This is a genomic window from Micromonospora thermarum (assembly GCF_012034245.1).
GTDB lineage: Bacteria > Actinomycetota > Actinomycetes > Mycobacteriales > Micromonosporaceae > Micromonospora > Micromonospora thermarum.
In genome coordinates, this window is the sequence record NZ_JAATEO010000002.1 from 208,138 (window position 1) to 234,970 (window position 26,833).

The 26,833-nt window shown below is 74.4% G+C and carries 24 protein-coding genes, 2 tRNA genes and 1 pseudogene; 17 read left to right on the top strand and 10 right to left on the bottom strand.

The window, feature by feature from the left end; translation table 11 throughout:
- Positions 1-22 precede the first annotated feature (22 nt).
- Positions 23-1,045, bottom strand: a complete 1,023-nt coding sequence (locus HCJ94_RS02750; protein ID WP_167999350.1) for a LacI family DNA-binding transcriptional regulator — start codon at positions 1,043-1,045, stop codon at positions 23-25.
- 213 nt (positions 1,046-1,258) lie between these two features.
- Between HCJ94_RS02750 and HCJ94_RS02755 the strand changes: the two genes are divergently transcribed.
- The 5 genes and pseudogenes from HCJ94_RS02755 to HCJ94_RS02775 form a co-directional block, all read left to right on the top strand.
- Positions 1,259-2,557 (top strand): ABC transporter substrate-binding protein, encoded by a 1,299-nt coding sequence (locus HCJ94_RS02755; protein ID WP_167999351.1) that lies wholly within the window; start codon positions 1,259-1,261, stop codon positions 2,555-2,557.
- Between the two features lie 3 nt (positions 2,558-2,560).
- Entirely contained in the window at positions 2,561-3,505 is a 945-nt protein-coding gene (locus tag HCJ94_RS02760; protein WP_167999352.1) for a carbohydrate ABC transporter permease, read from the top strand.
- On the top strand, positions 3,502-4,323 hold the full coding sequence (locus HCJ94_RS02765; protein WP_309227117.1) for a carbohydrate ABC transporter permease: 822 nt from the start codon (positions 3,502-3,504) through the stop codon (positions 4,321-4,323). Before HCJ94_RS02760 ends, HCJ94_RS02765 begins: the two co-directional genes overlap by 4 nt.
- 7 nt (positions 4,324-4,330) lie before the next feature.
- A complete protein-coding gene (locus HCJ94_RS02770; protein WP_309227118.1) occupies positions 4,331-6,697 on the top strand; it encodes a beta-xylosidase/alpha-l-arabinosidase in 2,367 nt (788 codons plus the stop codon).
- 7 nt (positions 6,698-6,704) lie between these two features.
- A pseudogene (locus HCJ94_RS02775) lies at positions 6,705-7,649 on the top strand (acetylxylan esterase); the annotation flags it as partial.
- Between the two features lie 72 nt (positions 7,650-7,721).
- Here the strand turns inward: HCJ94_RS02775 and HCJ94_RS29860 are convergent.
- The 4 genes from HCJ94_RS29860 to HCJ94_RS02790 form a co-directional block, all read right to left on the bottom strand.
- Positions 7,722-9,317 (bottom strand): ABC transporter permease, encoded by a 1,596-nt coding sequence (locus tag HCJ94_RS29860; protein WP_240943815.1) that lies wholly within the window; start codon positions 9,315-9,317, stop codon positions 7,722-7,724.
- Entirely contained in the window at positions 9,314-10,201 is an 888-nt protein-coding gene (locus HCJ94_RS02780) for an ABC transporter ATP-binding protein (RefSeq protein WP_167999354.1), read from the bottom strand. Before HCJ94_RS02780 ends, HCJ94_RS29860 begins: the two co-directional genes overlap by 4 nt.
- Before the next feature lie 131 nt (positions 10,202-10,332).
- Complete coding sequence (locus HCJ94_RS02785; RefSeq protein WP_167999355.1) at positions 10,333-11,118, bottom strand: alpha/beta hydrolase; 786 nt, start codon at positions 11,116-11,118, stop codon at positions 10,333-10,335.
- 41 nt (positions 11,119-11,159) lie between these two features.
- Positions 11,160-12,089, bottom strand: a complete 930-nt coding sequence (locus HCJ94_RS02790; protein WP_167999356.1) for a diacylglycerol/lipid kinase family protein — start codon at positions 12,087-12,089, stop codon at positions 11,160-11,162.
- Between the two features lie 293 nt (positions 12,090-12,382).
- Here HCJ94_RS02790 and HCJ94_RS02795 point away from each other — a divergent pair.
- The 3 genes from HCJ94_RS02795 to HCJ94_RS02805 all read left to right on the top strand — a co-directional run bounded on the left by HCJ94_RS02795 (position 12,383) and on the right by HCJ94_RS02805 (position 13,816).
- Positions 12,383-12,455 (top strand) — tRNA-Gly (locus tag HCJ94_RS02795).
- 31 nt (positions 12,456-12,486) lie between these two features.
- Positions 12,487-12,559: transfer RNA gene (locus HCJ94_RS02800), tRNA-OTHER, on the top strand.
- Between the two features lie 57 nt (positions 12,560-12,616).
- The gene (locus HCJ94_RS02805) at positions 12,617-13,816 is read left to right on the top strand and encodes an RtcB family protein (RefSeq protein ID WP_167999357.1); all 1,200 of its coding nucleotides are present in this window, start codon (positions 12,617-12,619) and stop codon (positions 13,814-13,816) included.
- Positions 13,817-13,866: 50 nt separating this feature from the next.
- On the opposite strand, the gene HCJ94_RS02810 is transcribed toward HCJ94_RS02805, so the two are convergent.
- From HCJ94_RS02810 to HCJ94_RS02825, 4 genes are all read right to left on the bottom strand, one after another.
- Positions 13,867-14,766, bottom strand: a complete 900-nt coding sequence (locus HCJ94_RS02810) for a Gmad2 immunoglobulin-like domain-containing protein (RefSeq protein WP_167999358.1) — start codon at positions 14,764-14,766, stop codon at positions 13,867-13,869.
- The gene (locus HCJ94_RS02815; RefSeq protein WP_167999359.1) at positions 14,763-16,271 is read right to left on the bottom strand and encodes an ATP-binding protein; all 1,509 of its coding nucleotides are present in this window, start codon (positions 16,269-16,271) and stop codon (positions 14,763-14,765) included. Before HCJ94_RS02815 ends, HCJ94_RS02810 begins: the two co-directional genes overlap by 4 nt.
- Before the next feature lie 12 nt (positions 16,272-16,283).
- The gene (locus HCJ94_RS02820) at positions 16,284-16,964 is read right to left on the bottom strand and encodes a response regulator (protein WP_167999360.1); all 681 of its coding nucleotides are present in this window, start codon (positions 16,962-16,964) and stop codon (positions 16,284-16,286) included.
- Positions 16,965-17,053: 89 nt separating this feature from the next.
- Positions 17,054-17,644, bottom strand: a complete 591-nt coding sequence (locus HCJ94_RS02825) for an AMIN-like domain-containing (lipo)protein (RefSeq protein ID WP_205800526.1) — start codon at positions 17,642-17,644, stop codon at positions 17,054-17,056.
- 318 nt (positions 17,645-17,962) lie between these two features.
- Here HCJ94_RS02825 and HCJ94_RS02830 point away from each other — a divergent pair, with 318 nt between their 5' ends.
- The 8 genes from HCJ94_RS02830 (at position 17,963) to HCJ94_RS02865 (ending at position 24,884) form a co-directional block, all read left to right on the top strand.
- Positions 17,963-19,141 carry a snapalysin family zinc-dependent metalloprotease gene (locus HCJ94_RS02830; RefSeq protein ID WP_167999361.1) on the top strand — a complete coding sequence of 393 codons (1,179 nt, stop codon included), beginning with the start codon at positions 17,963-17,965 and terminating at the stop codon, positions 19,139-19,141.
- 188 nt (positions 19,142-19,329) lie between these two features.
- Positions 19,330-19,959, top strand: a complete 630-nt coding sequence (locus HCJ94_RS02835; protein ID WP_167999362.1) for a hypothetical protein — start codon at positions 19,330-19,332, stop codon at positions 19,957-19,959.
- 458 nt (positions 19,960-20,417) lie between these two features.
- Positions 20,418-20,720, top strand: coding sequence for an urease subunit gamma (locus HCJ94_RS02840; protein WP_167999363.1), 303 nt, complete (start codon positions 20,418-20,420; stop codon positions 20,718-20,720).
- On the top strand, positions 20,717-21,043 hold the full coding sequence (locus tag HCJ94_RS02845; protein ID WP_167999364.1) for an urease subunit beta: 327 nt from the start codon (positions 20,717-20,719) through the stop codon (positions 21,041-21,043). Before HCJ94_RS02840 ends, HCJ94_RS02845 begins: the two co-directional genes overlap by 4 nt.
- On the top strand, positions 21,040-22,743 hold the full coding sequence (locus tag HCJ94_RS02850; protein ID WP_167999365.1) for an urease subunit alpha: 1,704 nt from the start codon (positions 21,040-21,042) through the stop codon (positions 22,741-22,743). The genes HCJ94_RS02845 and HCJ94_RS02850 overlap by 4 nt, the downstream gene beginning before the upstream one ends.
- Positions 22,743-23,426 carry an urease accessory protein UreF gene (locus tag HCJ94_RS02855; protein WP_167999366.1) on the top strand — a complete coding sequence of 228 codons (684 nt, stop codon included), beginning with the start codon at positions 22,743-22,745 and terminating at the stop codon, positions 23,424-23,426. Before HCJ94_RS02850 ends, HCJ94_RS02855 begins: the two co-directional genes overlap by 1 nt.
- Positions 23,416-24,138, top strand: a complete 723-nt coding sequence (gene ureG, locus HCJ94_RS02860) for an urease accessory protein UreG (protein ID WP_167999367.1) — start codon at positions 23,416-23,418, stop codon at positions 24,136-24,138. Before HCJ94_RS02855 ends, ureG begins: the two co-directional genes overlap by 11 nt.
- Complete coding sequence (locus HCJ94_RS02865; RefSeq protein WP_167999368.1) at positions 24,138-24,884, top strand: urease accessory protein UreD; 747 nt, start codon at positions 24,138-24,140, stop codon at positions 24,882-24,884. Before ureG ends, HCJ94_RS02865 begins: the two co-directional genes overlap by 1 nt.
- 166 nt (positions 24,885-25,050) lie before the next feature.
- On the opposite strand, the gene HCJ94_RS02870 is transcribed toward HCJ94_RS02865, so the two are convergent.
- Positions 25,051-25,500, bottom strand: coding sequence for a MarR family winged helix-turn-helix transcriptional regulator (locus HCJ94_RS02870; protein ID WP_167999369.1), 450 nt, complete (start codon positions 25,498-25,500; stop codon positions 25,051-25,053).
- Between the two features lie 98 nt (positions 25,501-25,598).
- On the opposite strand from HCJ94_RS02870, the gene HCJ94_RS02875 reads away from it, so the two are divergent.
- Positions 25,599-26,726: a substrate-binding domain-containing protein gene (locus tag HCJ94_RS02875; protein WP_167999370.1), complete on the top strand. Its 1,128-nt coding sequence runs from the start codon at positions 25,599-25,601 to the stop codon at positions 26,724-26,726.
- The last annotated feature ends 107 nt before the right edge of the window (positions 26,727-26,833 follow it).

A 26,833-nucleotide genomic window follows, 5' to 3' on the forward strand; every position in this document is an offset into this window, starting at 1 on the left:
CGTTTCGGCCGGGTGGGGAGCCTCAGGAACCCGGTGGAGGGGCGGAGCTGTCCCGGACGACGAGCTCGGTGGCGAGCTCCACCCGGGGCGAGTCGATGGTCTCGCCCTGCGCCAGCCGCAGCGCCGTCCGCGCCGCCAGCCGGCCCATCTCGACGAGGGGCTGGCGGACGGTGGTCAGCGGCGGCGACGCCCACCGGGCCTCGGGCAGGTCGTCGAAGCCGACGACGCTGACGTCGTCCGGCACGCGCAGGCTCCGGCGCCGGATCGCCTCGTACACGCCGAACGCCATCTGGTCGCTGGCCGCGAAGATCGCGGTGGGCGGGTCGTCGAGGTCGAGCAGGGCCGTCCCGGCGGCGAACCCGGAGGCGTGGTAGAAGTCGCCGGGCTGCACCAGGCGGTCGTCCACCGTTACCCCGGCCGCCTCCAGCGCGGCGCGGTGTCCGTCCAGGCGGGCCCGGCTGCACAGCAGGTGCGGCGGGCCGGCGACGAAGCCGATCCGCCGGTGGCCCAGGGAGAGCAGGTGCTCGGTGGCGGCGAGCCCGCCCGCCCAGTTGGTCGCGCCGACCGTCGGCACGTCGGTGGCCGGTACGCCGGCCGGGTCGACCACCACCACCGGCACGTTGAGCCGGCGCAGCTGCGCGTGCAGCGGCGGGCTCAGGTGTGAGGTCACGAAGATGACCCCGTCGGTGGCCCGGGCCCGCAGGTTCTGCAACCACTGCCGCGCGGACGCCGGCTGCCGGTGGATCGCCGAGACGACGGTGCCGACCCCGGCGCCGTGCCCGACGTCCTCGACACCCCGGATGATCTCCACTGCCCACGGGCTGTCCAGGTCGTTGAAGACCAGGTCGAGCAGGCCGGCCCGGTGCACGGTGCGGTTGCCCGGCCGCCGGTAGCCGTGCTGGCGCAGCAGTTCCTCGACGCGCTCCCGGGTCTCCGGCGCGACGTCGGAGCGTCCGTTGAGCACACGGGAGACGGTCGGCACCGAGACGCCCGCCTCCCGCGCGATCGCGGTGATGGTCACCCTGCGTCCCTCGTCCGTGTCCACCGAGCCTCCTTCGCCGGCCGGGACGACCGACCGGGCATTCGCCGCAGATCCGGAACGGCTCGCCCGCCCCAGGATCATCTTGCCCCACCGAGGGGGGTTGACGACATGGCGGGGCGGTTCTAGCGTGCGAGCAAGTTACGGAAACGTTCCGGAAGTTTATCGGACACCTTTCGGCCCGCCCACCCCCTACCCCCACCACGAAAGGGCTCGATGATGAGACTACGATCGCGGCTCGCCCGCGCCGTCGCGGTCGGCGCCGCCCTCGCCCTGGCACTGCCCCTGGCCGCCTGCGGCGGCGACGACGCGGGCGGTGAAGCCGACCAGATCCGCATCCTGGTGTACGGCGACGCCACCAACAAGGTGGAGACGCAGATCGTCGACACCTTCAACAAGACTTCGAAGGTCAAGGCCGTCCTGGACACCATCCCCGGCGCCGACTACCAGACCAAGCTCCAGACGATCATCAACACCAACCAGGCGCCGGACGTCTTCTTCAACTGGGGCGGCGGCAGCATCGCGCCGTTCGTCAAGGCCAACCTGCTCCTGCCGCTCGACGACATGATCGCCAAGGACCCGGGGCTGAAGGAGAACTTCCTGCCCTCGGTGTTCAACAGCGCCGTGGTCGACGGCAAGGCGTACGGGATCCCGATGCGGGGCACGCAGCCGGTGATGCTCTTCTACAACAAGAAGGTCCTCGCCGACGCCGGTCTCACGCCGCCGAAGACCTGGGACGAGCTGCTCAACGCGGTCAACGTCCTCAAGGCCAAGAAGATCACCCCGATCGCGCTCGGCGGCGGCGACAAGTGGCCGACCCAGATGTGGTACCAGTACCTCTACGACCGGGTCGCCGGTCCCGAGCTGTTCCGCTCGGCGCTCGGCGGTGACAAGAGCGTCTGGGAGAGCGCGGAGAGCCGCCGCGCCCTCGAACTGATGCGGCAGCTCACCGACGCCGGCGCCTTCGGCACCAACTTCGACTCGGTGAAGTGGACCGACCAGGGCTCGCCGACCCTGCTGTCCACCGGCAAGGCCGGTTTCGAGCTGATGGGCTCGTGGGCGTACTCCACGCACCAGGACTCCAAGCCGGAGTTCGCCAAGAACGACCTCGGGTGGACCGCCTTCCCCAGCATCCCGGGCGGCAAGGGCGACCCGCGCAACGTGGCGGGCAACACCAACAACTTCTACTCGGTGCTGAAGAAGACCAAGCACCCCGAGGCCGTGGCCGAGTTCCTCAAGCTCATGTACTCCGACGAGTTCGTCCAGGCGCAGCTCGGCATCGGCAACCTGCCCACCACCGTCAACACCGAGAAGTTCCTCGACACCGCGGGGAACCCGGAGTACTCGAAGTTCCAGTTCGACATGGTGAAGCAGGCGCCGTCGTTCCAGCTCTCCTGGGACCAGGCGTACCCGCCGGCCGCCACCACCACCATTCACCAGGCGGTGCAGCAGTACACCAACGGGCGGATGGACGCGGACGGCTTCATCAAGGCCATGCAGTCGCTCCAGGCCGGCTGACCTATGGCCGCCACCACCCTCGCGCCCCGGACCACCACCGGGGAGCGGTGGGCCGTGCGACGCCCGGGCGGCGGGGTGACGCTCGCCCGCCCGGGCTTCGCCTGGGCCCTGCCCGCCACGCTGTTCTTCGCCTTCTTCGCGATCGTCCCGCTGGTCCTGGTGGTCGTCCTGTCCGTCACCAGTTGGGCCGGCATCGGCGACGTCGAGTACGTGGGCCTCGCCAACTGGCGGCGGTTGGCCGACGACCCGGTGATGATCGACAGCCTCTGGCTCAGCGTGCTGCTCACCGCCCTCGGCGTGGCCGTGCAGACCCCGCTCAGCCTGCTCATCGGCGTCTGGGCCGCCGGCCAGCAGCGCAACCGGGCGGTGCTCTCGGCGATCTTCTTCCTGCCGCTGCTGCTGTCCGCCACCGCCGTGTCGGTGCTGTGGCGGGCACTGCTCGACCCGAACTTCGGCGTGCCCGGCCAGGCGCGCTGGCTGTTCGGCGACGGCAACCTCTTCGGCAGCCGGACCGGGGCGATCGCCGTGCTGGTCCTCGTGGGCAGCTGGCAGTACATCCCGTTCCACTCCCTGATCTACCAGGGCGCGGCCCGCGCCATCCCCGCTGTGCTCTACCAGGCGGCCGAGATCGACGGGGCCGGGCGGTGGCACCAGTTCTGGCACGTCACGCTGCCCCAACTGCGCAACGCGATGATCACCTCGCTGGTCATCATGGTCGTCGGCGGGCTGACCACCTTCGAGACCGTTCTCATCCTCACCCAGGGCGGGCCGGGCACCGACACCACGATCACCGCCTACTACATGTACCAGCAGGCGTTCCGCAGCTTCGACTTCGGCGCCGGCGCCGCCATCGCCCTGCTGCTGGTCGTGGTGGCCACGGTCATCTCGCTGATCATGGTCCGGGTCTCCGGCTACGACAAGATGCGCTCCACCTTGGAGGGACTGTGACGCGGCACCGTCCGAACCGGCTGGCCGGGATCGGCGCCGTCGCCTGGCTGCTCGTCGTCGGCGTGCCGATCTACGTCATGCTGTCGATCACCGTGCAGACCCGCGAGGGCTACGGCGACAACGGCCCGATCTCCCTGCCGGACACCTTCACCCTCGACAACTACACCGGCGTGTTCTCCCAGGGCTTCGGGCGCTACTTCCTGAACACCGTCGTGGTGACGGCCAGCGTGGTGGCGATCGTGCTGGTGCTCGTCACGCCGCTCGCGTACGCGATCGTGCGCAGCCGCAGCCGCCTCACCGGGCACGTGTTCCGGCTGTTCCTGCTCGGCCTGGCGATCCCCGCGCAGGCGGTCGTCGTACCGATCTTCTACCTGATCAGCACGACCGGCCTCTACGACAACCTGCTCGGCGTCATCCTGCCCACGGCCGCGTTCGCCCTGCCGATCTGCGCGCTGATCCTCAGCGGCGCCATGCGGGACATCACCCCGGACCTGTACGAGGCGATGGCCATCGACGGCGCCACGCCGACCCGGGTGTTCCTGCGCCTGGTACTGCCCCTGTCCCGGGGCGGCATCTCCACCATCGCCGTCTTCTCCGCCCTCCAGGCGTGGAACGGCTTCCTCTTCCCGCTCGTGCTCACCCAGTCCGACTCGACCAAGGTCCTGACCCTTGGTCTGTACAACTTCCAGACGCAGTACGGCATCGACATCCCCGGGCTGATGGCCGCGGTGGTGCTGTCCATGGTGCCCGTCCTGCTCGTGTACCTGACCGCCCGCCGGGCCCTCATCCAGGGCCTGATGGGCGTGGGGGGAAAGTGACCGCCACGTGACCCTGGAACTCGAACCCGGCACCGCCAGCTGGGCCGACCCCGCCCTCGACCTCGACACCCGCGTGGACGCTCTCGTCGCCGCGATGACCCTGCCGGAGAAGCTCGCGCAGCTGTACGGCGTGTGGGTCGGCGCGTCGGCCGACGGCGGCGAGGTCGCCCCGTACCAGCACGAGATGGAGGAACCGGTCGACCTGGCCGACCTGCTGGACGTCGGGCTCGGCCAACTCACCCGCCCGTTCGGCACCGCACCGGTCGACCCGGCGCTCGGCGCGCTGTCGCTCGCCCGTACGCAGCAGCGGATCGCCGCCGCCAACCGGTTCGGCATCCCCGCCATCGCGCACGAGGAGTGCCTCGCCGGCTTCGCCGCCTGGCGTGCGACCGCGTACCCGGTGCCGCTGTCCTGGGGTGCCACCTTCGACCCCGACCTGGTCCGCCGGATGGCCGCCGCGATCGGCGCCGACCTGCGCCGGGTCGGCGTGCACCAGGGCCTGGCGCCGGTGCTCGACGTGGTGCGCGACGCCCGCTGGGGCCGGGTGGAGGAGACCGTCGGCGAGGACCCGTACCTGGTCGGCACCATCGCCACCGCCTACGTGCAGGGCCTCGAGTCGGCCGGGGTGGTGGCCACCCTCAAGCACTTCGTGGGCTACTCCGCGTCCCGGGGCGGGCGCAATCTCGCCCCGGTCGGGATGGGCCCCCGCGAGCGCGCCGACGTGATGCTCCCGCCGTTCGAGATGGCGATCCGGGAGAGCGGCGTCCGGTCGGTGATGGCCGCGTACACCGACACCGACGGTGTGCCGTCGACGGCCGACGAGTCGCTGCTCACCGGGCTGCTGCGGGAGACGTGGGGCTTCACCGGCACGGTGGTCGCCGACTACTTCGGCATCGCCTTCCTGCGGACCCTGCACGAAGTGGCCGGGAGCTGGGACGAGGCGGCGGCCGCCGCCCTCGCCGCCGGCGTGGACGTCGAGCTGCCCACCGTCCGCACCTTCGGCGAGCCGCTGCGGGAGGCCCTCGAAGCCGGCCGGGTCCCCGAGGCGCTGGTCGACCGCGCCCTGCGCCGGGTGCTGCGGCAGAAGGCGGAACTCGGCCTGCTCGACCCGGACTGGAACCCGGTCCCGCCCGTCCTGGATGGGGCGGACCTCACCGACCCGGAGGCGGTCCGGGGCACCATCGACCTCGACCCGCCGGCCAACCGGGCCCTCGCCCGCGAGATCGCCGAGCGCGCGGTCGTGCTGCTCGCCAACGACGGCACCCTGCCGCTGCACCGGCCGGCCCGGATCGCCCTGGTCGGCCCGCAGGCGCATGAACGCACCGCCGTGCTCGGCTGCTACTCCTTCCCCGCCCACGTCGGTGCCAAGCACCCGGAGGTGCCGCTCGGCATCGAGCTGCCCACCCTGGCGGAGGCGCTGCGCCGCGAGTTCCCCGACAGCGACCTGGTCACCGTGACCGGCGTCGCGGTCGACGGCGACGACGTGTCCGGCCTGCCGGACGCCGTCGCGGCGGCCCGCGACGCCGACGTCGTGATCGCCGCCCTCGGCGACCGGGCCGGCCTGTTCGGGCGCGGCACCAGCGGCGAGGGCTGCGACGCCGAGTCGCTGACCCTGCCCGGCGCGCAGCAGGCACTGCTCGACGCGCTGCTGGACACCGGCACACCGGTCGTGGTGACCCTGCTGGCCGGCCGCCCGTACGCGCTGGGCCGCGCCGTCGAGGAGGCCGCCGCGGTCGTGCAGTCGTTCTTCCCCGGCGAGGAGGGCAGCCCGGCCATCGCCGGGGTTCTCAGCGGCCGGGTCGACCCGTCCGGACGCCTACCGGTGAGCGTGCCGCGCCGGCCCGGCGCGCAGCCGTCCACCTACCTGAGCTCCCGCCTCGGCCAGGTGAACGAGGTGTCCAACGTCGACCCGACGCCGGCGTACGGCTTCGGCCACGGGCTCAAGTACACCACCTTCGCCTGGACCGACCTGGTGGTCGACGTGCCGGCGGCCGCCACCGACGGGGAGTTGCGGCTGCACTTCACCCTGACCAACACCGGCGGCCGCGCGGGAAGCGAGGTGGTGCAGGTCTACGCCCACGACCCGGTGGTGTCCGTCGTGCAGCCCGTGCAGCGACTCGTCGGCTATCGGCGGATCCCCCTCGACCCCGGCGCGGCCTGCCGGGTCGAGGTCACCGTGCCGGCCGACCTGTTCGCGTTCACCGGGCGCGACGGGCGCCGCGTCGTCGAGCCGGGCGCGCTCGAGCTGCGGCTCGCGGCGTCCAGCACCGACCCGCGGCTGGTCGCGGCGGTCGGCCTGCACGGCCCGGCCCGGCACGTCGACCACCGGCGGGAGTTGCACCCGCGCTTCACGGTGACCGCCTCGGCCGGCTGAGCAGCCCGTGTTCACCGACCTGCCCGAGGAACAGCTGCGGAGCCGCCGCAGCGCCGTCGCCGACCCGGTCGACTTCGACCTCTTCTGGGCGGACACGATCGGCGGGGCCCGGCTGGCCGAGTGGCCGGTCCGGGCCGAGCCGGTCGAGACCGGGCTGACCACGGTCGACGTGTACGACGTCACCTTCGCCGGCTACGCCGGCCAGCCGGTGCGGGCCTGGCTGCGGGTACCCGCGGAGGCGGACGGGCCGCTGCCGGCGGTGGTGCAGTACGCGGGCTACGGCGGTGGCCGGGGGCACCCGGTCGAGACGCTGCTGTGGGCGTCGGCCGGGTACGCCCACCTGCACATGGACACCCGCGGGCAGGGGTCCGGCTGGAGCCGGGGCGACACCCCGGATCCGGCCGCGGCCGGGCCGGAGGCGCCGGGTGTCGTCACCCGCGGCATCGGCAGCCCCCGCACCTACTACTACCGCCGGCTGATCACCGACGCGGTCCAGGCGGTGCACGCCGTACGCGACCTGCCCTGGGTCGACCCGGATCGGGTGGCGGTCCTCGGGCACAGCCAGGGCGGCGCGCTGGCGCTGGCCGCCGCCGCCCTGGCCCCCGGTCTGCGGGCGGTGGTGGCCGGGGTGCCGTTCCTCTGCGACATCCCGCACGCCGTGGTCACCACCGACGCCCGCCCGTACCGGGAGATCCGCGACTACCTGGCGATCCACCGGGACGCCGAGGAGCGGGTGCTCGCCACCCTCGCGTACGTCGACGGGGTGAACTTCGCCCGGCGCTGCCGGCTGCCCGCCCGCTTCTCCGTCGCACTTATGGACGAGATCGTGCCCCCGTCGACGGTCTTCGCCGCCGTCAACGCCTGGCGCGGCCCCAGTGAGCTGTCGGTGTGGCGGTACAACGGCCACGAGGCCGGCGGCGTCGACGACGACGTGGCGGCGCTGCGGTTCCTCCGCACCCACCTCGCCCCGCCGCCCGCCGGCCCGGCGGACCGGGCCGGGCCGGCCGGTGGCGGGCCGCCGCGCTCAGCCGCGCAGGTCCCGCCGGTGGAGGCCGGCGGCGCCGACGCCGGCGCCGACCAGCGCCAGCCCGGTCATCGTGAGAGCCGCCGGCCAGTTCGGCCCGGTGGCGGGCACGGCCGCGAGGTGCGCGAACGGCGACAGGTCAGCCACCCAGGCGGGCGCGTCGACGCTGTCCCCGACGACCTGGAGCAGGAAACCGCCGGCGGCCGGTAGGGCGCCGAGCCCGGCCACCGCCCGGGGCGCCCACCCCACGGCCAGCACCGCGGCGCCCAGGCAGAGCAGCACGACCGGCAGGACGTTCAGCGTGCCGGCCAGCGCCGCGCCGGGCGGCAGGTCCGCGTCGACGGTCGCCGCCCCGGCCCAGGTGGCCGCCGCCGCGACGGTGAGCAGCACCACCGACCCGGCCAGGACGGTGGTGAGCTCGGCGCCCAGCACCCGTGACCTGGTGACCGGGAGGGCGTACAGCGGGGTCAGCCGCCGGTCGGCCTCCGCCGCCGCGAAGGCGGCCAGGCGGACCGCGGCGAAGGTGCCGACCGGCACGGCGAGCAGGGCGAACAGGGTGGCCACGTACCCGCGGACGCTGCCCAGGCCGGCGAAGCCGGCCTGCGCGGCCAGGTCGGCGAAGCGCGGGTTGTCGGTGAGGAACCGCGTCATCGACGTCGCGAGGACACCGATCAGCAGGAAGTACGCGCCGACACCGGCCGCCCAGCCGGTGAGCGGGCGGAGCAGCCGGCGCAGCGCGAACCCCGGCACCGAGCCGAGCAGGCGCAGGCGCGGCGGCCGGCCGGTGGCGTCGGCCACCAGCCCGGCGCCGACGTCCCGGCGGCCGGCGAGGAGCACCGCCGCCACCCCGACCGCGACCGTGGCGGCGGCCAGCACCACCAGCGGCAGCGTCCGGTCGTCCAGGTACGGGCGGGTCAGCGCCAGCAGCCCGAACGGGGACAGCCACCGCAGCCAGGCCAGCGCGTCCACTCCGTCACCGACCATGCGGGCCAGCAGCCCGACGCCGAGCACCGCCACCGTGGCGCCGGTCGCGCCGGCCCGGGTGGGGAACACCTGGGCGGCGAGGGCGGCCAGCGCGACCGCGAACATCCCGGCCAGGGCCAGGCCGGCGCCGTGCCGTACCGCCCCGGGGACCGGGGTGCCGACGGCGGTGAGCGTCCCGGTGACGGCGGCGCCGACCGCCGCCATCACGGCGACCAGGACGAGCAGGTGCCGGCGCAGCACGGCCGGCAGGGTCAGGCGCCCGGCGAGCAGCAGGTTCCACCGGCCGGACTCCTCCTCGCCCCGGGTGGTCCGGGTGGTGGCGAGCAGCCCCCACACCGACAGCAGGACGGCGAGCACCGTCCCGGTGCGCCAGACGGTGAAGCCGCCGGGGGCGTCGAGCGCGACGGGCTCGCCGAAGAGCGTGCGGATCGCCGGATTCTCGGCCAGGGCGGCCAGCGCCGCGGCGTCGGCCTCGGTGCCCATCGTGCTCTCGTACGTGGCGGCGACCAGGGCGGACATACCGGCGGCGACGGCGAGGACGATAAGGCCGCCGCGCCCGACCTGGCGCGCCGCGAGGCGGCTGACGGCCCGCCGCGCCACCGCGGTGCTCACCGGTCCTCCCCGTAGTAGTCGAGGAAGATCTCCTCCAGGGTGGGCTCCCGCATGCTCACCGCGCTGACGTCGGCCGCCGCGAGCTGCCGCAGCGCCGGCCCGGGCGGCCCGCTCAGCGTGAACCGCACGGCACCCTCGCCGGTGCGCTCCACCGCCTGGACGCCCGGCACGTGGTCGAGGTCCGGCACCGGGCCGGCGAACCGGACCTGGACCTCGGTGCGGTGCAGGGCCCGCAGGTCGGGCACCGCCGCGACGTCGACCAGCCGCCCGGCGCGGAGGATCCCCACCCGGTCACAGACCGCCTCCACCTCCGCCAGTTGATGGGAGCAGAGGAACACCGTCCGTCCGTCGGCGCGAGCGTCGGCCACCGCTCGCCGGAACTCCCGCTCCATCAGCGGGTCCAGCCCGCTGGTCGGCTCGTCGAGGACCAGCAGCGGGGCACGGGTGGCGAAAGCGGCGACCAGGGCGACCTTCTGCCGGTTGCCGGTCGAGTAGGTGCCGGCCGGCTTCGACAGGTCGAGCGCGAACCGCTCCACCAACTCGTCCCGGTAGGCGCGGTCGACGCCCGGGCCGACGGCGCCGAGCAACTCCAGCACCTCCGCCCCGGTCAGCCGGGGCCAGAGCGCCACGTCGGCCGGCACGTACGCGAGCCGCTGGTGGGCGGCGGCGACGTCGGCGGCGTCGATGTCGAAGATCCAGGCCCGGCCGGAGGTCGGGCGGGCCAGCCCGAGCAGCAGCCGGATGGTGGTGGACTTCCCGGCGCCGTTCGGGCCGAGGAAGCCGAAGACCTCGCCGGCGGGAACGGTCAGGTCCAGCCCGTCGAGGGCGGACACGGGGCCGTACCGCTTGGTCAGGTGTTCGGTGCGGATTGCGGGTGCGCTCATGGCAGCCTCCCGGGTCGTCGGGGCTCACGACTGCCGACCAGACTTCCCGGCACACCGGGGGTCAGCGTAGCGCCTGTCGGCAACCGGCGGCCGGCGCCGGGTGCCGGACGCCGCCCGGCCGGCGGGGCGTCTCAGGCGGCGGGCCGTTCGCGCAGCGGCAGCCAGGCCAGCACGTCCTGGATCTTCGCGTCCCAGTACGCCCAGTCGTGGTCACCGGGGGAGAAGTCCACGGTCAGCGGCACCCCCCGTTCGCGGGCGACGTCGACGAAGCGCAGGTTGTCCTCGTACAGGAAGTCGTCCGTGCCGCAGGCGACGTAGAGCGCGGGACCGTCCGCGTCGTACCGGTCGAGCAGCGCCACCGTGTCGTCGTCGGTGCCGGTGACCGGGCGCTCCCCGAAGACCGTGTGCCACACGTCGGCGTCGACCGGCCGGGTGGGGTGGTGCCGGCGGGTGGCCACGTTCAGCGCGCCGGACAGGCTCGCCGCCGCCGCGAACCGGTCCGGATGGCGCAGCGCCCACTTCACCGCCCCGTACCCGCCCATCGACAGACCGGCGACGTACGTGTCCTCCCGCCGCCGGGACAGGCGGAAGAAGTCGTGGCAGGTCGCCGGCAGTTCCTCGGTGAGGAACGTCCAGTACCGGTTGCCGTGCTCCTCGTCGCGGTAGAAGCTGCGTCCCGCCTGCGGCATCACCACGGCCAGGCCGAGCGCCGCCACGTACCGCTCGATCGACGTGCGCCGCAGCCAGATGGTGTCGTCGTCGGTGAGGCCGTGCAGCAGGTAGAGCACCGGCGGGTCACCGGCCGGCGCGGCGCCGGCCATGCCGATCTGCGAGGCCGTGCGCTGCGGCAGGATCACCGTCATCGACGTCGACAGGCCGAGGACGTCGGAGTAGAAGTCAACGCGCATCAGGGCCACGGCAGCCGATGCTACGCGGTGGGCCCGGCCGGGACGGCGGCTCAGCGGTCGGGGCTGTCGGCGGGGGCCAGCACCCGCAACGCGTTGGCGTCCAGGCCGATCCGGATCGGCGTCTCGCCGTACAGTTCGCCGTCGACCTCCACCGGCGCCGGCCGGTCCGTCTCCAGCCAGAGTTGACGCACCGCGAGGAACGGCTCGTCGCCCAGGGTGCGGCGGTGCCCGGTCGCCGCGTTGCGGGCGGTGTCGCGCAGCAGCTCGCGCCGGTGCGGACCACCCACCGGGTACGCGACCAGCAACCGGTCGTCCGCGTTCGCGTCCGCCGTGATCGGCCGGCCGGCGTGGAAGCCGCCGTTGGCCACGTACAGCTGATGCGTGACGAACTCGTGCTCCCGCCCCTCGGCGCGCACCCGGGCGCGCAGCGGACGGTGGCGGGCCAGCAGCGCCAGGGCCGTCGCCGGGTACGCGAGCCGGCCGCTGAGCCTCTTGAGCCGCGGCGGCGTGCTGGCCATCACGTCGGCGGAGAGGCCGATGCCGACGTGGTTGGCGAACCGCAGGTTGCCGACGAGCCCGAGGTCGACGTCGACCACCTTCCCGTCGGTGAGGACCGCGACGGCCGCGTCCAGGTCGAGCGGCACGCCGACGGTGCGGGCGAAGTTGTTGGTGGTGCCCAGCGGCAGCACACCGAGCGCGAAGTCCCGGTGCGCGAGCAACCGCGCGGCCGTGCTCAGCGTGCCGTCGCCGCCGCCGGCGACGAGCAGGTCCGGGCCGAGGCCGGCCGCCTCGGCGAGGCTTTCCTCCAACTGCCCGGGCCGGTCGACCGGGTAGGTGCCGAGCAGGTCGAAACCGGACTCGACAAGCCGCGCCCGCGCCCGCTCGTAGTGCTGCCGACCCCGCCGGGAGCGGGCGTTGATGACCAGTGCGGCCCGCCGGTCCCGCCGGATGGCCGCGCCCAGCTCCTGCTTGGTCCGCATGGGCACGACCCTATCGCCGCCGGCCCGGCCAATATCCATTGCGGTCAGCTCCGACCGGCCGTAGTGTCCTCCCCGCAAGCCCACACCGGACCGAGGGAGCCCACCGTGACGCAGCCCGTCAGCACCCGAACCACGCGGCCCACGCCGCGCGGTGGTGCGATGGCCGGCGAACGGGCCGGCGGTCGCCGCCTCCAGTGTCGGCGACCAGGGTGGTGTGCCTGACGTCCGCTCACGACGCGGTCGCCGCCCACCCCACCGGGTCCGGGCGGCTTTTTCGTGCCCCCCCCCGACACGGGCCGTTGGAACAACGGGAAGCTCACCCGGTTTCCAGCCGGGAGGTCGCGGGTTCGACTCCCGTACGGCCTGCGCGGCGACGCCCCACGGCGTCGCGCGGATCGCGGTTGTAGCGCAGCCCGGTAGCGCGTCACCCCGCCACGTGAAGATCGCCGGTTCGAATCCGACCAGCCGCTCTGCCTACCCGGTCCCGCCCTGGGCGCGGGACCGTCCCACGACACGAGGAGACGACCATGGGCTTCACCCCGCTGGCGGGCACCCGCGCGCCGGTACGGGTCTGGACCGACCCGTACGGCATCGAGCCGCAGGCGGCCCGCCAGCTGCGCAACATCGGTGCGCTGCCGTGGGTCGAGGGCGTGGCCGTCATGCCGGACGTCCACTTCGGCAAGGGCGCCACCGTCGGCTCGGTCATCGCCATGCGGCAGGCCGTGTCGCCGGCCGCGGTCGGCGTGGACATCGGCTGCGGCATGTCCGCGGTCCGGACCTCGCTCACCGCGGACGACCTGCCGGACGACCTGGCCGGCCTGCGGTCCGCGATCGAGGCGGCGATCCCGGTCGGCTTCGCCCAGCGGGACGACGCGGTCGATCCGCGGCGGGTCCGTGGGCTGGAGCAGCGCGGGTGGGACGACTTCTGGCGGCGGTTCGGCGACCTGGACCGGCGGGTCGCCCAGCTGGAGACCCGGGCGCGGCGGCAGCTGGGCACCCTCGGCGGCGGCAACCACTTCATCGAGGTCTGCCTGGAGCAGGGCGGTACGGACGCCGGCCGGGTCTGGTTGATGCTGCACTCCGGGTCGCGGAACATCGGCAAGGAACTGGCCGAGCGGCACATGGCGGTGGCGCGGCACCTGCCGCACAACGTCGACCTGCCCGACCGGGACCTGGCGGTGTTCCTCGCCGGCACGCCGGAGATGGACGCGTACCGCCGGGACCTGTGGTGGGCGCAGGAGTACGCGCGGCGCAACCGGGCGGTCATGCTGGCCGTGCTCTGCGAGGTCGTGCGGGAGCGGTTCCCGCGGGTGCGGTACGACGAGCCGGTGAGCTGCCACCACAACTACGTGTCGGAGGAGACCTACGACGGGGTCGACCTGCTGGTCACCCGGAAGGGAGCGATCCGGGCGGGCCGGGGGGAGCTGGGCATCATCCCCGGGTCCATGGGGACCGGGTCGTACATCGTGCGGGGGCGGGGCAACCCGGACGCGTACCACTCGGCGTCCCACGGTGCGGGGCGGCGGATGTCGCGGGCCCAGGCGAAGCGGACGTACGGCACCGCCGACCTGGCCGCGCAGACCGCCGGCGTGGAGTGCCGCAAGGACGCCGGGGTGGTCGACGAGATCCCGGGCGCGTACAAGGACATCACCGAGGTGATGGCGCAGCAGGAGGACCTGGTCGAGGTGGTGGCGCACCTCAAGCAGGTGGTCTGCGTGAAGGGCTGACACACCGTGCCGGCGCCCGTCGGGGGGCGGGCGCCGGCAGTGGCCCCGGCTCAGCGGCGGGGTGCGAGGCGTACGGGGACCGCCACCACCTTGGTGCGCGAGCCGTCCTCCGGGGACACCTCGTACACCTCGACGGTGCCCGCTTGCTCGCGGTCCAGCCGGTAGCTCACCGAGGCGCGGTAGTCGCCCCGGCAGCCGGTGCCGCAGGTGGCGGTGGTGAACGTGGTGGCGATCTCCCGGCCGCCGGCGTCGAGGACGCGGACGCTGACCGTCGCCTCGAACACGTCGGCCGTCCCGGTGACCGTCACCGGGCTGGTGACCCGCGCACCGATGACGGGCGCGGTCACCACGATCGGTGGCAGCAGGTCGGCGTAGTCGCCGCGGTCGGCCGGGCCGCCGGTGCCGAAGCGGACCCGCCGTACGGTGGGGAACTGGGTGAGCGTCCAGACCACCTGCGCCTCGCGGAGCCGTACCGCCGCCGGCCCGCCGGTGGCCGACAGCGCCCCGAGCACCGCCGTCCCGTCCGCGATGCGGGTGACCTCGGTGCCGGCCGGCACCAGGGTGGCCAGCCCGGCGGCCCGCTCGGCCGCGGCCGGCCCGGCGGCCAGTTCGGTCAGCGCCAGGCGGGAGGTGGTCGGGGTGGCCGGACGGGTACGCCGCGTCGGGGCGATCCGGCCGTCGCGGACGTACCACAGCTCGATCGTGACCGTGCCGGTCGGCGCTGCCGTGGGGCCGGCCGTAGCCGGCGTGGTGGCCGCACCGGGGCCGGAGGGTCCCGTCGGGCCCGGGCCGGCGCCCGACGGTGCGGGGGTGCCGGCGGTGCCGGGCGGGGTCGCCGCGGCCGGCGGCGCCGCGGTCGGTGCCGGGCCCAGCGAGCCGGATCGGGGCTCCGCGCAGCCACCGACGGCGAGCAGGGCGGCGACGGTCAGCGCGATCACACGTCGTCTCATGGCGCACCTCGCGGCCGCGCTCTCTCCTGCTGCGTGCCCGCCTCCCCGGTGGTGTCGGCCGGCACGATGTCGCCGCGGCTCCGCGGCACGGTGTCGCGCGGCGGGCCGGCGGCGTCGTGCGGCGCCGGCGGAGCGGCCGGCAGCGCGAGCCGGAACTGCGTGCCGACGCCGGGGGTGCTCTGCACGGTCAACCGGCCGCCGAGGAGGCGGGTGTTCTCCCACGCGATCGCCAGGCCGAGCCCGCTGCCGCGCCCGGAGCGGGCCGGATCGACCTTGTAGAAGCGGTCGAAGAGCCGGGGCAGGTGCGCGGCGGGGATGCCCGGGCCCTGGTCGGTGACCTCGAAGACGACCTCGGGCCCGGCGGCGCGGACGGTGGCTCGTGCGGCGCCGCCGCCGTGCTCGACCGCGTTGGCGACCAGGTTCGCGAGGACCCGTTCCAGCCGGCGGGGATCGGTGCGCAGGTCGACGGGCGCCGCGTCGACCGTGACCCGTTCCGACCAGCCGCGCGCCCGCAGGATCGCGCGCAGCAGGGCGGCCGGGTCGGCGGTGGTCACGGCGAGTGCCTCCCGCCCGGCGTCGAGGCGGGAGATCTCCATCAGGTCCTCGACCAGCCGGCGCAGCCGGACCACGTCGGTGACCAGCAGTTCCCCGGCCCGCCGGGCGTCGTCGGGCAACTGGTCCAGGTGGTCGCGGAGCAGGGAGGCCGCGGCCACCAGGGCGGTGACCGGGGTACGCAGCTCGTGCGCGACGTCGGCGGTGAACCGCCGCTCCCGGGCCTGCGCCCGGGACAGGGCCTCGATCCTGTCCTGGAGCGCCTCGGCCATCTCGTTGAACGAGGCGGCCCACACGCTGAACTCGTCCCGGCCGCGTACCGGCAGCCGCGTGGCGAGCAGCCCCTCGGTGAGCGCGCGGGCGGCCCGGCTGGCCCGACCCACCGGGTCGAGGGTGCGGCGCGCCAGCGTGTGCCCCACGGCGGCGGCGAGCAGCACGACCAGCACCCAGCCGGCCAGCAGGGCGGTACGGAGCTGGTCGAGGCCGGCGGCGATGTCGTCCTCGACGGTGACCACGTACAGCTCGGCGGTCGAGCCGGGGAGGCGACCGCCGACCACCAGCAGCCGGGGTCGGGCCTGCGGGGCCGACCGCTCGTAGCCGAGCTGTCCGGCGGCCACGGTCGCCCGCAGCCCGGCGCCCAGCGGCGGCGCGTACGACGGGTTCGACGGGTACGCCTCGCCGTCGACGAGGATCACGTGCCGGCCGCTGCCCTCGAAGCTGGCGAGCAGGTCACCGCGGCGCTGCGCGGTCAGCGGCACGAACTGTCCGGCGAGCACCAGCTGGTAGCGGGCGTCGGCGGCGGCCTGCTGCACCGAGGCGTCGAAGCGGGCCTGGCGCAGCAGCGCGTACGACCCGCCGGCGAGCAGCCCGGCCGAGACCCCGGCGACGAGGACGAACGCGACGGTCAGCCGGCGCCGCAGGCGACCGGGGACGACCGGGTCCGCTGTCCGCACCGGGCACCTCCCTCACGTCGGTGACAACTTGTAGCCGGCGCCCCGGACGGTCCGGACCAGCCGGGGGTTCGCCGGGTCGTCCTCGACCTTGGCGCGCAGCCGCTGCACCGCCACGTCGACCAGCCGGGAGTCGCCGAGGAAGTCGTGGTTCCACACCCGCTCCAGCAGCAGTTCCCGGGTGAAGACCTGACCGGGCCGGCGGGCCAGCTCCAGCAGCAGCCGGAACTCGGTGGCCGTGAGCGCCAGGTCGCGCCCGTCCTTGCGGGCGACGAAGCTGGCCGGGTCGATCTCCAGCCCACCGATCTCGATGGTGCTCGGGGCCGGCGTGGCGCTGGCCCGCCGGAGCACCGAGCGGACCCGGGCGACCAGCTCCGGCAGGTCGAAGGGTTTGCGCAGGTAGTCGTCGGCCCCGCACTCGAGCCCGACGACCACGTCGATGGTGTCCGTCCGGGCGGTCAGCATGAGGATCGGCACCTGGCTGGTCCGCCGGATCTCCCGGCAGACCTCGAAGCCGTCCAGGCCGGGCAGCATGACGTCCAGGACGATCAGGTCGACCGGCCGGGCGCGCCACGCGGCCAGCCCCGACCGGCCGTCGACGGCGGTGTCCACCCGGAAGCCGGCGCGCCGCAGGCCGAGGGCGGTGACCTCGCGGATGGAGGCATCGTCCTCGACGACCAGCACCCGGCCTTCCATGCGCTGAGCGTAGCCCCGCCGTGGTTCCGGTTGACCTGGCGAAACGGCCGGTGTGGAGGGTCCGGGCGGTGCCGGACCCTCCGCCGTCGTCACTCCTGCCACTGGTGGGCCACGTCGAGGACGATCCGGCTGTGCGTACCGGGGCCGGCCAGGACGAACACCCGGAACGGCAGCCGCGCCCGCACGCCGACCGCGAAGGTGGTGTAGCCCTCGAAGCTGCCGCCGAACATCACGTCCCGCAACGTCCGGTAGCGCAGCACGTTGGCCGTGTGCTCGCCGACCCGGTACGGGACGGTGGCGAGGTGCTCGTCGTCGTACGCGGGGGCCTGCAACGAGACCCGCAGCAGCTCGTCCCCGGCGGTGTACGGCGACAGCGGCAGCCCCTCGCCCTCGGTCCACGTCTCGCCGTAGGCGACCGTGTAACCGGTCACCGGGCCGTTGAACTCGAACACCACCCGGTCGAAGCACTCGTGCCGCCCGGTCCGCACGTCGACCAGCGGGGCGCTGCTCAGCGAGCCCGCCGACTTGGTCAGGCTGCCCCAGGTGATCCCGCAGTACGGCGACCCCGTCGCCGCCGCCTTCGTCGTGCCGGTCGTCGTCGCGGCCGCGCCGGTGCCCGCGCCGGCGACCAGCCCGGCGAGTACGACCACCAGCACCATGAGTCCACTCTTGATCCGCATCTCTCTCCTCCTGCCGTTCGTGCTGTCTCCCGGCCCACCGCCGGGATCTCGACGGTCCGGCGCCGTCGGCGGACCCGGTGTCGTCGGTCACGCTCGTCGCGGGACCGGTTTCACCGTGGCGGTCGTGCGCCACGCCACCTTCGCCGTGGCGTAACGGCCACGTAACAGCAGGTCGGGCCGGTGCGGGTGGGCGTACGCGGAAACGTGGCAGGCCGGGCGCTATGACTCTTCCGCTATGTCGGACATCGGCGACGTTCGATTTAACATCCACGTACATCGATGGATGGCGGTTTGTGCCGCCGACGACAGGGGAGTGAGATGCTCAGACGACAACTGCTGCGCGCGGCCGGAGCCGTGCTGGCGGCGGTGCTCGCGGCGGCCGGGGTGCAGGTCGCCACCGGTGCGCCGGCCTCCGCCGCCCGCACCGTCTACTACGACGCGAGCCGGGCCGGCGAGTTCCGCACCAACTTCGACCAGGCCGCCCAGATCTGGAACGGCTCGGTCAGCAACGTCCGGCTGGTCCCGCGTACGCCCGGCAACGTCACCATCTACGTCGACAGCGGCTGGCCGCGGGCCCAGGTCACCGGGCTCGGCTCCGGCCGCATCTGGATGGGTTGGACCGCGGTGAACCAGGGGTACGACCGCACGCGCATCGCGAGCCACGAGTTCGGCCACATCCTCGGCCTGCCCGACCGGCGTACCGGCCTCTGCTCCGACCTCATGTCCGGCAGCAGCGCACCGGTCTCCTGCCGCAACGCGTACCCCAGCAGCGCCGAGGCCTCGCGGGTGAACTCGCTGTTCGCCGGCAGCCGCGCGACGGTCACCACCGGCACCTTCACCTGGGGTTCCGACGAGGTCACGCCGTTCGTGGTGGGCGGGCGGCCGGCCACCGAGAACTACCCGTGGCTGGTCTACACCTCCGGCTGCACCGGCACGCTGATCAAGGCGAACTGGGTCGTCACCGCGCGGCACTGCTCGACGCCGTCCTCGGTCCGCGTCGGCAGCGTGAACCGCACCAGCGGCGGCACGGTGGTCCGGGTGAGCCGCTCGGTCAGCCACCCGACGATCGACGTCAAGTTGCTGCAACTGTCCAGTTCGGTCTCGTACGCCCCGGCGCCGATCCCGACCACCTCCGGCGCGGTCGGCACCGCCACCCGCATCATCGGCTGGGGCCTGACCTGCCCGAACCGGGGCTGCGGCTCCGCACCGACCATCGCCCACGAGCTGGACACGTCGATCGTGTCGGACAGCCGCTGCATCGGCATCAACGGCCCGTACGAGATCTGCACCAACAACACCGGCGGCAACTCCGGTGCCTGCTACGGCGACTCCGGTGGCCCGCAGGTGCGCCGGATCAACGGTGTGTGGAACCTGATCGGCGCGACCAGCCGGTCGGGCAACAACAACGCGACCTGCGCCACCGGCCCGTCGATCTACGGTGACCTGCCGTCGATCCGCTCCTGGATCGACACCCAGGTCGGCGGCCTCCCGGCCTGAGTCGTGGACGGCCCCGGCTCGCACCGCCCCTGACCGGCCCGGGCCGGCGGCGGCGTCCCGGCGCGAGCCGGCGACGAGGGTCCCTCGTGTACGCACGAGGGGCCCTTTCCCCAGGGTGCGGCGGGTGGGGATGTCAGCGTCCGGTCACCGAGTGCGGTACGGTTCCTCACACATCGAACTTCACCGAGGTGAACATGCCTGCCGTGGCCGCGCTCGCCCTCACCCTGGCGCTGGCTCCCGCGCCGACCCCGTCCGCCTCCCCGGCACCCTCCCGAGGACCGGTCGGTGACCTGCTCGGCGGTGTCGGTGGCGTGGTCGGCGACCTGCTGGGCGGCGGTGCTGCCACGCCGGGGCCCGACCCGTCGCCGACCCCGGACGCCTCGGTCTCCGCCCCGCCGGCACCGTCCTCCACGGCGGCGGGGGCGTCAGGCACGTCCGGCCGCACCGCGGGTGCCCCGGCCGGTGCTCCCGCCGACGGCGGTCGCCGGCCCTCGACGTCGACGGTGCCGGGCGGGTCCGTGGACGTTCCGGAGGCGCTCCCGGCATCGCCGGCCGATGCCGCCGAGGAGTCCGACCGGCTGCTGCTCTACGCCCTCGCCCTGACCGCGGCGGCGGTCCCGGTGCTGCTGCTGACGCGGCGGCGCCGCTCCCCGCAGGCGGCGGCGCCGGCCGATGCGCCGCTCCGCCCGGCGGATTCCGCGCCGGAGCCGGAGCCGGCGCCCGACAACGTGTCCCGGCTGCCGACCGACCTCAACGCCATCTACGAACTGGGCCGCCTCGACGAGCGTCTGAGCCAGGAGCGCAACCGCCGTCGGTGACCGGTGAAGTCCGGGATCGCTCCTTGATCGACTCGATGTCGGCGGCATCGGGGTGTCCGGGTTGGTCGTATGCCGCGATGCCGCTGGCATGGAGTGGACCTCGTGCCGGGCGGCCGTGGGGTGCGCAAGGATGACGAAAGGGCCGGCCGCGCGACACGCCGGCAATGTCCGTCATCGTCTTCGCACCGGCTGAGCGTGCCGGTGAACCACGCGTTCGCAGTCGCCCGTCGATGGTTGCCACGGTGGGAGGGCATCCTCTACGGTCTGCTCAGCGGTGGCGCGGTGCGGTCCGCAGCCGACGACCGCTGGGTGGCGTGCGAGCGGGCCGGGATGGTGGAGTCCCGGGATCGCCCCGCTGGCGCCGGTCAGCGTCAGTGTGACTCCCTGCTCGTGACCCCGTGTGCCGTGTGCCGAGGGGCCGGCGGGCCGGGACGCACCGACCCCACCGGGAGCACCCCGTGTATCTCACCCCGCACGAGCAGGACCGCCTGCTCGTCCACGTCGCGGCCGACGTCGCCCGCCGGCGACGCGACCGTGGCCTGCGACTCAACTACCCCGAGGCCGTCGCGGTGATCACCGCCTTCCTGCTGGAGGGCGCCCGCGACGGCCGGACCGTGGTCGACCTGATGTCCGCCGGACGCACCGTCCTGCGCCGGGACGACGTCCAGGACGGCGTCCCCGAGCTGCTGAGGGAGGTGCAGGTGGAGGCGACCTTCCCGGACGGCACCAAGCTGGTGACGGTGCACCACCCAATCCCGTGATCCCCGGCGAGGTCCTGGCCGCGCCCGAGCCGGTCGAGATCAACGCCGGGCGGCCGGTGACCGTCCTGCTCGTCGTCAACACCGGCGACCGTCCGGTCCAGGTCGGCTCGCACTACCACTTCGCGGAGGCGAACCCGGCGCTGCACTTCGACCGGGCGGCCGCCTGGGGGCGGCGGCTGGCCGTACCGGCCGGCACGTCGGTGCGCTTCGAGCCCGGGGTCAGCCGCGAGGTCGACCTGGTGCCGCTGGGCGGCGCGCGGATCGTGCCCGGCCTGCGGGGCGAATGCGCCGGGCCCCTCGACGGAACGGGGGCCGGCCGGTGACCGCCGTCGACCGCGCCCGTTACGTCGACCTGTACGGGCCCACGACCGGCGACCGGATCCGGCTCGCCGACACGAACCTGCTCATCGAGGTCGAGGCCGACCACTGCGCCGGCGGGGACGAGGCGGTCTTCGGCGGCGGGAAGGTGATCCGCGAGTCGATGGGCCAGTCCCGGGCCACCCGCGCGGAGGGGGCGCTGGACACCGTCATCACCGGTGCCGTCGTGCTGGACCACTGGGGCGTGGTCAAGGCCGACGTCGGGCTGCGGGACGGGCGCATCGTGGCGCTCGGCCGCGCCGGCAATCCGGACACCATGGACGGCGTCCACCCCGACCTGGTGATCGGGCCGGCGACCGAGGTGATCGCCGGCAACGGCCGGATCCTCACCGCCGGGGCCGTCGACACCCATGTGCACTTCATCTGCCCGCAGCTCGTCGACGAGGCCCTCGCGAGCGGCACCACCACCCTGGTCGGTGGCGGCACCGGCCCGGCCGAGGGCACCCGCGCCACCACGGTCACCCCGAACGCGTGGCACCTGGCCCGCATGCACGAGGCGCTGGACGCGTTCCCGGTCAACGTGCTTCTGCTCGGCAAGGGCAACACCGTCTCGGAGGAGGCGCTGTGGGAGCAGCTGCGTGCCGGGGCAGGTGGCTTCAAGCTGCACGAGGACTGGGGCACCACGCCGGCCGCGATCGACGCCTGCCTGCGGGTGGCGGACGCCTCCGGGGTGCAGGTCTCCATCCACACCGACACCCTCAACGAGGCCGGGTTCGTGGCCGACACCCTCAAGGCGATCAACGGCCGGGCGATCCACTCGTACCACACGGAGGGGGCCGGGGGCGGGCACGCGCCCGACATCATCACCGTCGCCGCCGAGCCGAACGTGCTGCCCTCGTCGACCAACCCCACCCGCCCGTACACCCGGAACACCCTCGCCGAGCACCTCGACATGCTGATGGTCTGTCATCACCTCAATCCGGCCGTGCCGGAGGACCTGGCCTTCGCGGAGAGCCGGATCCGCCCGTCCACGATGGCCGCCGAGGACCTGCTGCACGACCTGGGCGCCATCTCGATCATCGGCTCCGACTCGCAGGCGATGGGCCGGATCGGCGAGGTGATCCTGCGGACCTGGCAGAGCGCCCACGTCATGAAGGCCCGGGTCGGGACGCTGCCCGGGGACGGCGCCGCCGACAACCAGCGGGCCCGCCGGTACGTCGCCAAGTACACGATCTGCGCGGCCATGGCCAACGGGCTCGACGGCGAGATCGGCTCGGTCGAGCCGGGCAAGCTCGCCGACCTGGTGTTGTGGGACCCGGCCTTCTTCGGCGTCCGCCCACACCTGGTGCTCAAGGGTGGCTTCATCGCGTACGCCCAGATGGGTGACGCGAACGCCTCCATCCCCACGCCGCAACCGGCGCTGCCACGCCCGATGTTCGGCGCGTGCGGCGCGGCGGCGGCCGCCACGAGCCTCGCCTTCGTCGCCCCGGCCGCCCTCGACGCCGGGCTGTGCCTCGACGTGCGGCGGCGGGTGGTGCCCGTCGCCGACGTACGCAGCCGGGGCAAGGCCGACCTGCCGAACAACGGCGCGATGCCGCGAATCGAGGTGGACCCGGACACGTTCACCGTCCGCGTCGACGGGCAGGTGGTGGAGCCGGATCCGGTGCCGGAGCTGCCGATGGCCCAGCGGTACTTCCTCTTCTGATGGCCGCGCCGAGCCTGCTCCTGCTCCTCGCCGACGGGCGGTTCCCGGCCGGGGCGCACGCCCACTCCGGCGGCCTGGAGGCGGCCGTCGCCGCCCGGCGGGTCACCGACCTCGCCACGCTCGCGGCGTTCCTGCGCGGCCGGCTCGCCACCGCCGGGCTGGTCGGCGCGACCTTCGCGGCGGCGGCGCACCGGGCCGCCCCGGCGGCGGACCGGCGTGCCCGGCTCGCCCGGCTCGACACCGAGCTTGACGCGCGTACCGCCGCGCCGGCCCTGCGGGCGGTCTCCCGCCGGCAGGGGCGGGCGCTGCTGCGGGCGGGCCGGACGATCTGGCCGCATATCCCGTTCGCCGACCTGCCCGGCGCCGGCGGTGGCCCCCACCAGCCGCTGGTGCTCGGTCTGCTCGGCGCCGCCGCCGGGCTGGACCGCACGGAGACCGCGCTGGCCGCCGCGTACGGCACGGTCACCGCGGCGGCCAGCGCCGGTGTGCGGCTGCTCGGCCTCGACCCGTACCACGTGCACGCGCTGCTGGTCGACCTGGCCGGCGCGTGCGACGCCACCGCCCGAGACGCGGCGGACGCCGCCGACGGTCCACCGGAGGACCTGCCGGCCGTCGCCGCACCGCTTGCCGACATCCACGCCGAAGTCCACGCCACCTGGGAGGTGCGTCTCTTTGCGTCCTGAGACCGATCACGACGAGTCCGTTCCCCACACCCACCCCGACCCAGGCGTCGACCCGCACACGCCGCTCGCCCCCGCCGGCCGCGCCCTCCGGGTCGGCATCGGCGGCCCGGTCGGCTCCGGCAAGACCGCCCTGGTCGCGGCGCTCTGCCGGGCCTTCGCCGGGGAGCTGCGGCTGGGCGTGGTCACCAACGACATCTACACGACCGAGGACGCCGACTTCCTCAAGCGGGCCGGAGTCCTCGACCCGGCGCGGATCCGCGCCGTGGAGACCGGCTGTTGCCCGCACACCGCGATCCGCGACGACATCGGCGCCAACCTCGACGCGGTCGACGAACTGGCCGAGGCGGTCGGCCCGCTCGAACTGATGCTGGTGGAGAGCGGCGGGGACAACCTGACCGCCACGTTCAGCCGGGGCCTCGTGGACCGGCAGATCTTCGTCGTGGACGTCGCGGGCGGTGACAAGGTGCCGCGCAAGGGCGGGCCCGGGGTGACCGCAGCCGACCTGTTGGTCATCAACAAGACCGACCTGGCGCCGATGGTCGGTGCGGACCTGTCCGTGATGGACCGCGACGCGCGGGCCCGCCGGGGTGACCTCCCGACGATGTTCCTGTCGATCAGGGAGGACCCGACGGCCGGCCGGGTCGCCGCGTGGATCCGGCACGAGCTGTCCCATCACCGCGCCGTCGCCGCCGTACCGGTCGGGCCCGCCTGATGCGGGCCGCCGCCAGGCTGGTGGCCCGGGCCGACGGCCGTGGCGGCACCACGCTGGTCGAGCTGCGCGGGGAGACGCCCCTGTTGCTGCGCCAGGTTCCAACGCGGCGCGGCGGAGTCACGGTGTACGTCGTCGGCGGCGCGGCCGGGCCGCTCGCCGGCGACGACCTGCGGCTGCACATCGAGGTCGGGGCCGGGGCGGCGGTACGGGTGCACACCGTCGCCGCCTCGGTGGCCCTGCCGGGCCGGCCCGACGCGACCTCGCGCATGCTGGTCCGGGCGGTGGTGGCGGCCGGTGCCGCCCTGCACTGGCTGCCGGAGCAGCTGGTGGCCGCCGCCGGCTGCGCCCACGTCGCCGAGTCGCGGATCTCCGTGGCCGACGGCGGGGCGCTGTCCTGGCGCGACGAGCTGGTCTGCGGCCGGTACGGCGAGGAACCCGGCGATGCGGTCGTGGACACCGTCGTCGACCACGGCGGTCGCCCGCTGCTGCGGCAGTCCCTCGCGGTCGGGCCGGACGCACCGGGCTGGGCCGGCCCGGCGGTGCTCGGCGGCGCGCCGGCCACCGGCTCACTGCTGGTGCTCGACCCGTCCCGGCCGGCCGAGCCGCCGTTGGTGACGGCCGGCGGTACCGTTGCCCGTCTGCCGCTCGCCGGCGGCCCCGCGACCCTGTGGACCGCGACCGCCCCGGACGCCCACACCCTCCGTCGCCACCTGACCCCGCCGGAGGCACCCCTGGCCACGGCGTGAGCACCCCAACCGGCTGTCCGGTGCCGGGGATCGATCCGGTGGCGGTGGCACCGCGGTGTCCGGGGTCGGGTTGATGCCGCGATGCCGGCGGCATGGAGTGGATCACGACCTGCATGGAGCGCGGCGGGCCAGCCCAGGCCGACGAACCCCGGCAAGCAGGGGCCGGTCAGGGGGTCAGGGCGGTGGGGCGGCGGTCGGGGTCGAGGCGGCCGATCAGGGCGTCGAGTTGGCGGACCAGCTCCGCGTCGTCCGACGTGGACAGCCCGGTCAGGTCGGTGCGGACCGTGGCGTCGAGGCGGGCGTGCGCGCGGCGGCCCCGCTCGGTCAGGTACGCCCGGATGCGCCGCCGGTCGGCCGGGTCGATCCGGCGGAACACGAGGCTGCGGTCGACGAGCTGGTCCATCAGCTTGGTGAGCGTGCCCGGGGGCAGGGACGCCTCGGCGGCCACCTCGCTCATCGGGTGCCCGAGGCCGTCGGAGAGCAGGCAGAGCACCCGCCACGCCTCGATGCTGAGGGACTCGGTGGCGAGGACCGCGCCGACGCGGCGGGACAGCAGGCGTTCGGCGCGGGTGAGCAGCCGAAGCAGGTCGGCCGGTGGTCCGGGAAGGTCTGACATGGCACTGCTTCCTGGCGGTGGCCCCGCCATCGTACCCAGCCGTCCCGCTGGGTGGGGAGCGCTGGTCAGGGCCCGACGGGTACGGCCACCATGTCCTCATGTCCGCACCGGTTCCCGGGTCCGGGCGTCCGTGGGCGGGGGAGCGCCTCACCGCCGGGGCGCCCTGGCTCACCGTCGACCGGGACGTGGTGAGCGTGGCGCTGGTCTACCCGATGCGCGGCCCGGCCGGGATGTTCGGGCCGAGTTGTGAGCTGTGCGCGCAGCTCGCGGTGGAGGAGGTCAACCGCCGGGGCGGGGTGCTGGGCCGGGAGCTGCGGCTGGTGCCGGTCGACGGCGGGGCGCCGCCGGCCGAGGTGGCCGCCGAGGTGGAGGCGCTGGTCTCGGTGGGTGCCGTGCAGGGCGTGACCGGGTGGCACATCTCGTCGGTGCGCCAGGCGGTGGCCCCGCGGGTCGCGCACCGGGTGCCGTACGTCTACACCGCACTGTACGAGGGCGGTGAGCGTACCGAAGGGGTCTTCCTCACCAGCGAGACGCCGGACGCGCAACTCTGGCCCGCGATGCGACTGCTCACCGGTGAGCTCGGGGCGCGCCGGTGGTTCGTGGTGGGCAACGACTACGTGTGGCCGCGACGGACGGCGCGGGCGGCCCGGCGGTACGCGGTGCGCAGCGGCGGCCGGGTGGTCGGGCAGCATTTCCTGCCGTTGGCGACGCATGAGTACGCCGAGGTGCTGTGCCGCATCGAGCGCAGCGACGCCGACGCGGTGCTGATGCTCCTGGTCGGCGCGGACGCGGTCCGGTTCAACCGGGCGTTCGCGCGGGCCGGTCTGGACCAGCGGTGCCTACGGCTCAGTACGCTGATGGACGAGAACATGCTGCTGGCCAGCGGGGCGACCGCCACCCGGCGGCTGTACAGCACGGCGGGCTTCTTCGCCGACCTGGTCACCCCGGAGAACCTGGACTTCCACGGGGCGTTCGCGCGACGGTTCGGGGTGGAGGCGCCGCCGCTGGGCAGCCTGGGCGAGTCCTGCTATGAGGGCGTCATGCTGCTCGCCGCGCTGATCGCGACGGCCGGCACGCTGGACGTGCGCGCGGTGGAGGCGTCCGCCGACGTGGTGTCGTACGACGGGCCACGGGGTGAGCTTCGCCTGCGGCGGCGGCACGTCCGCCAGCGCATCTACCTGGCCGAGGCCGAGGGGCTGGACTTCACCGTCCGGGCCGAATTGTGACCTGGGCGGCTTGACATGCCGGCGCATCGGCCGCCTAAGATTCTTCCTGCGTGAAGTATCCAGGATGGATCCGGGTACCACGAGCCCCGTGACTCGGGGTGTTAATT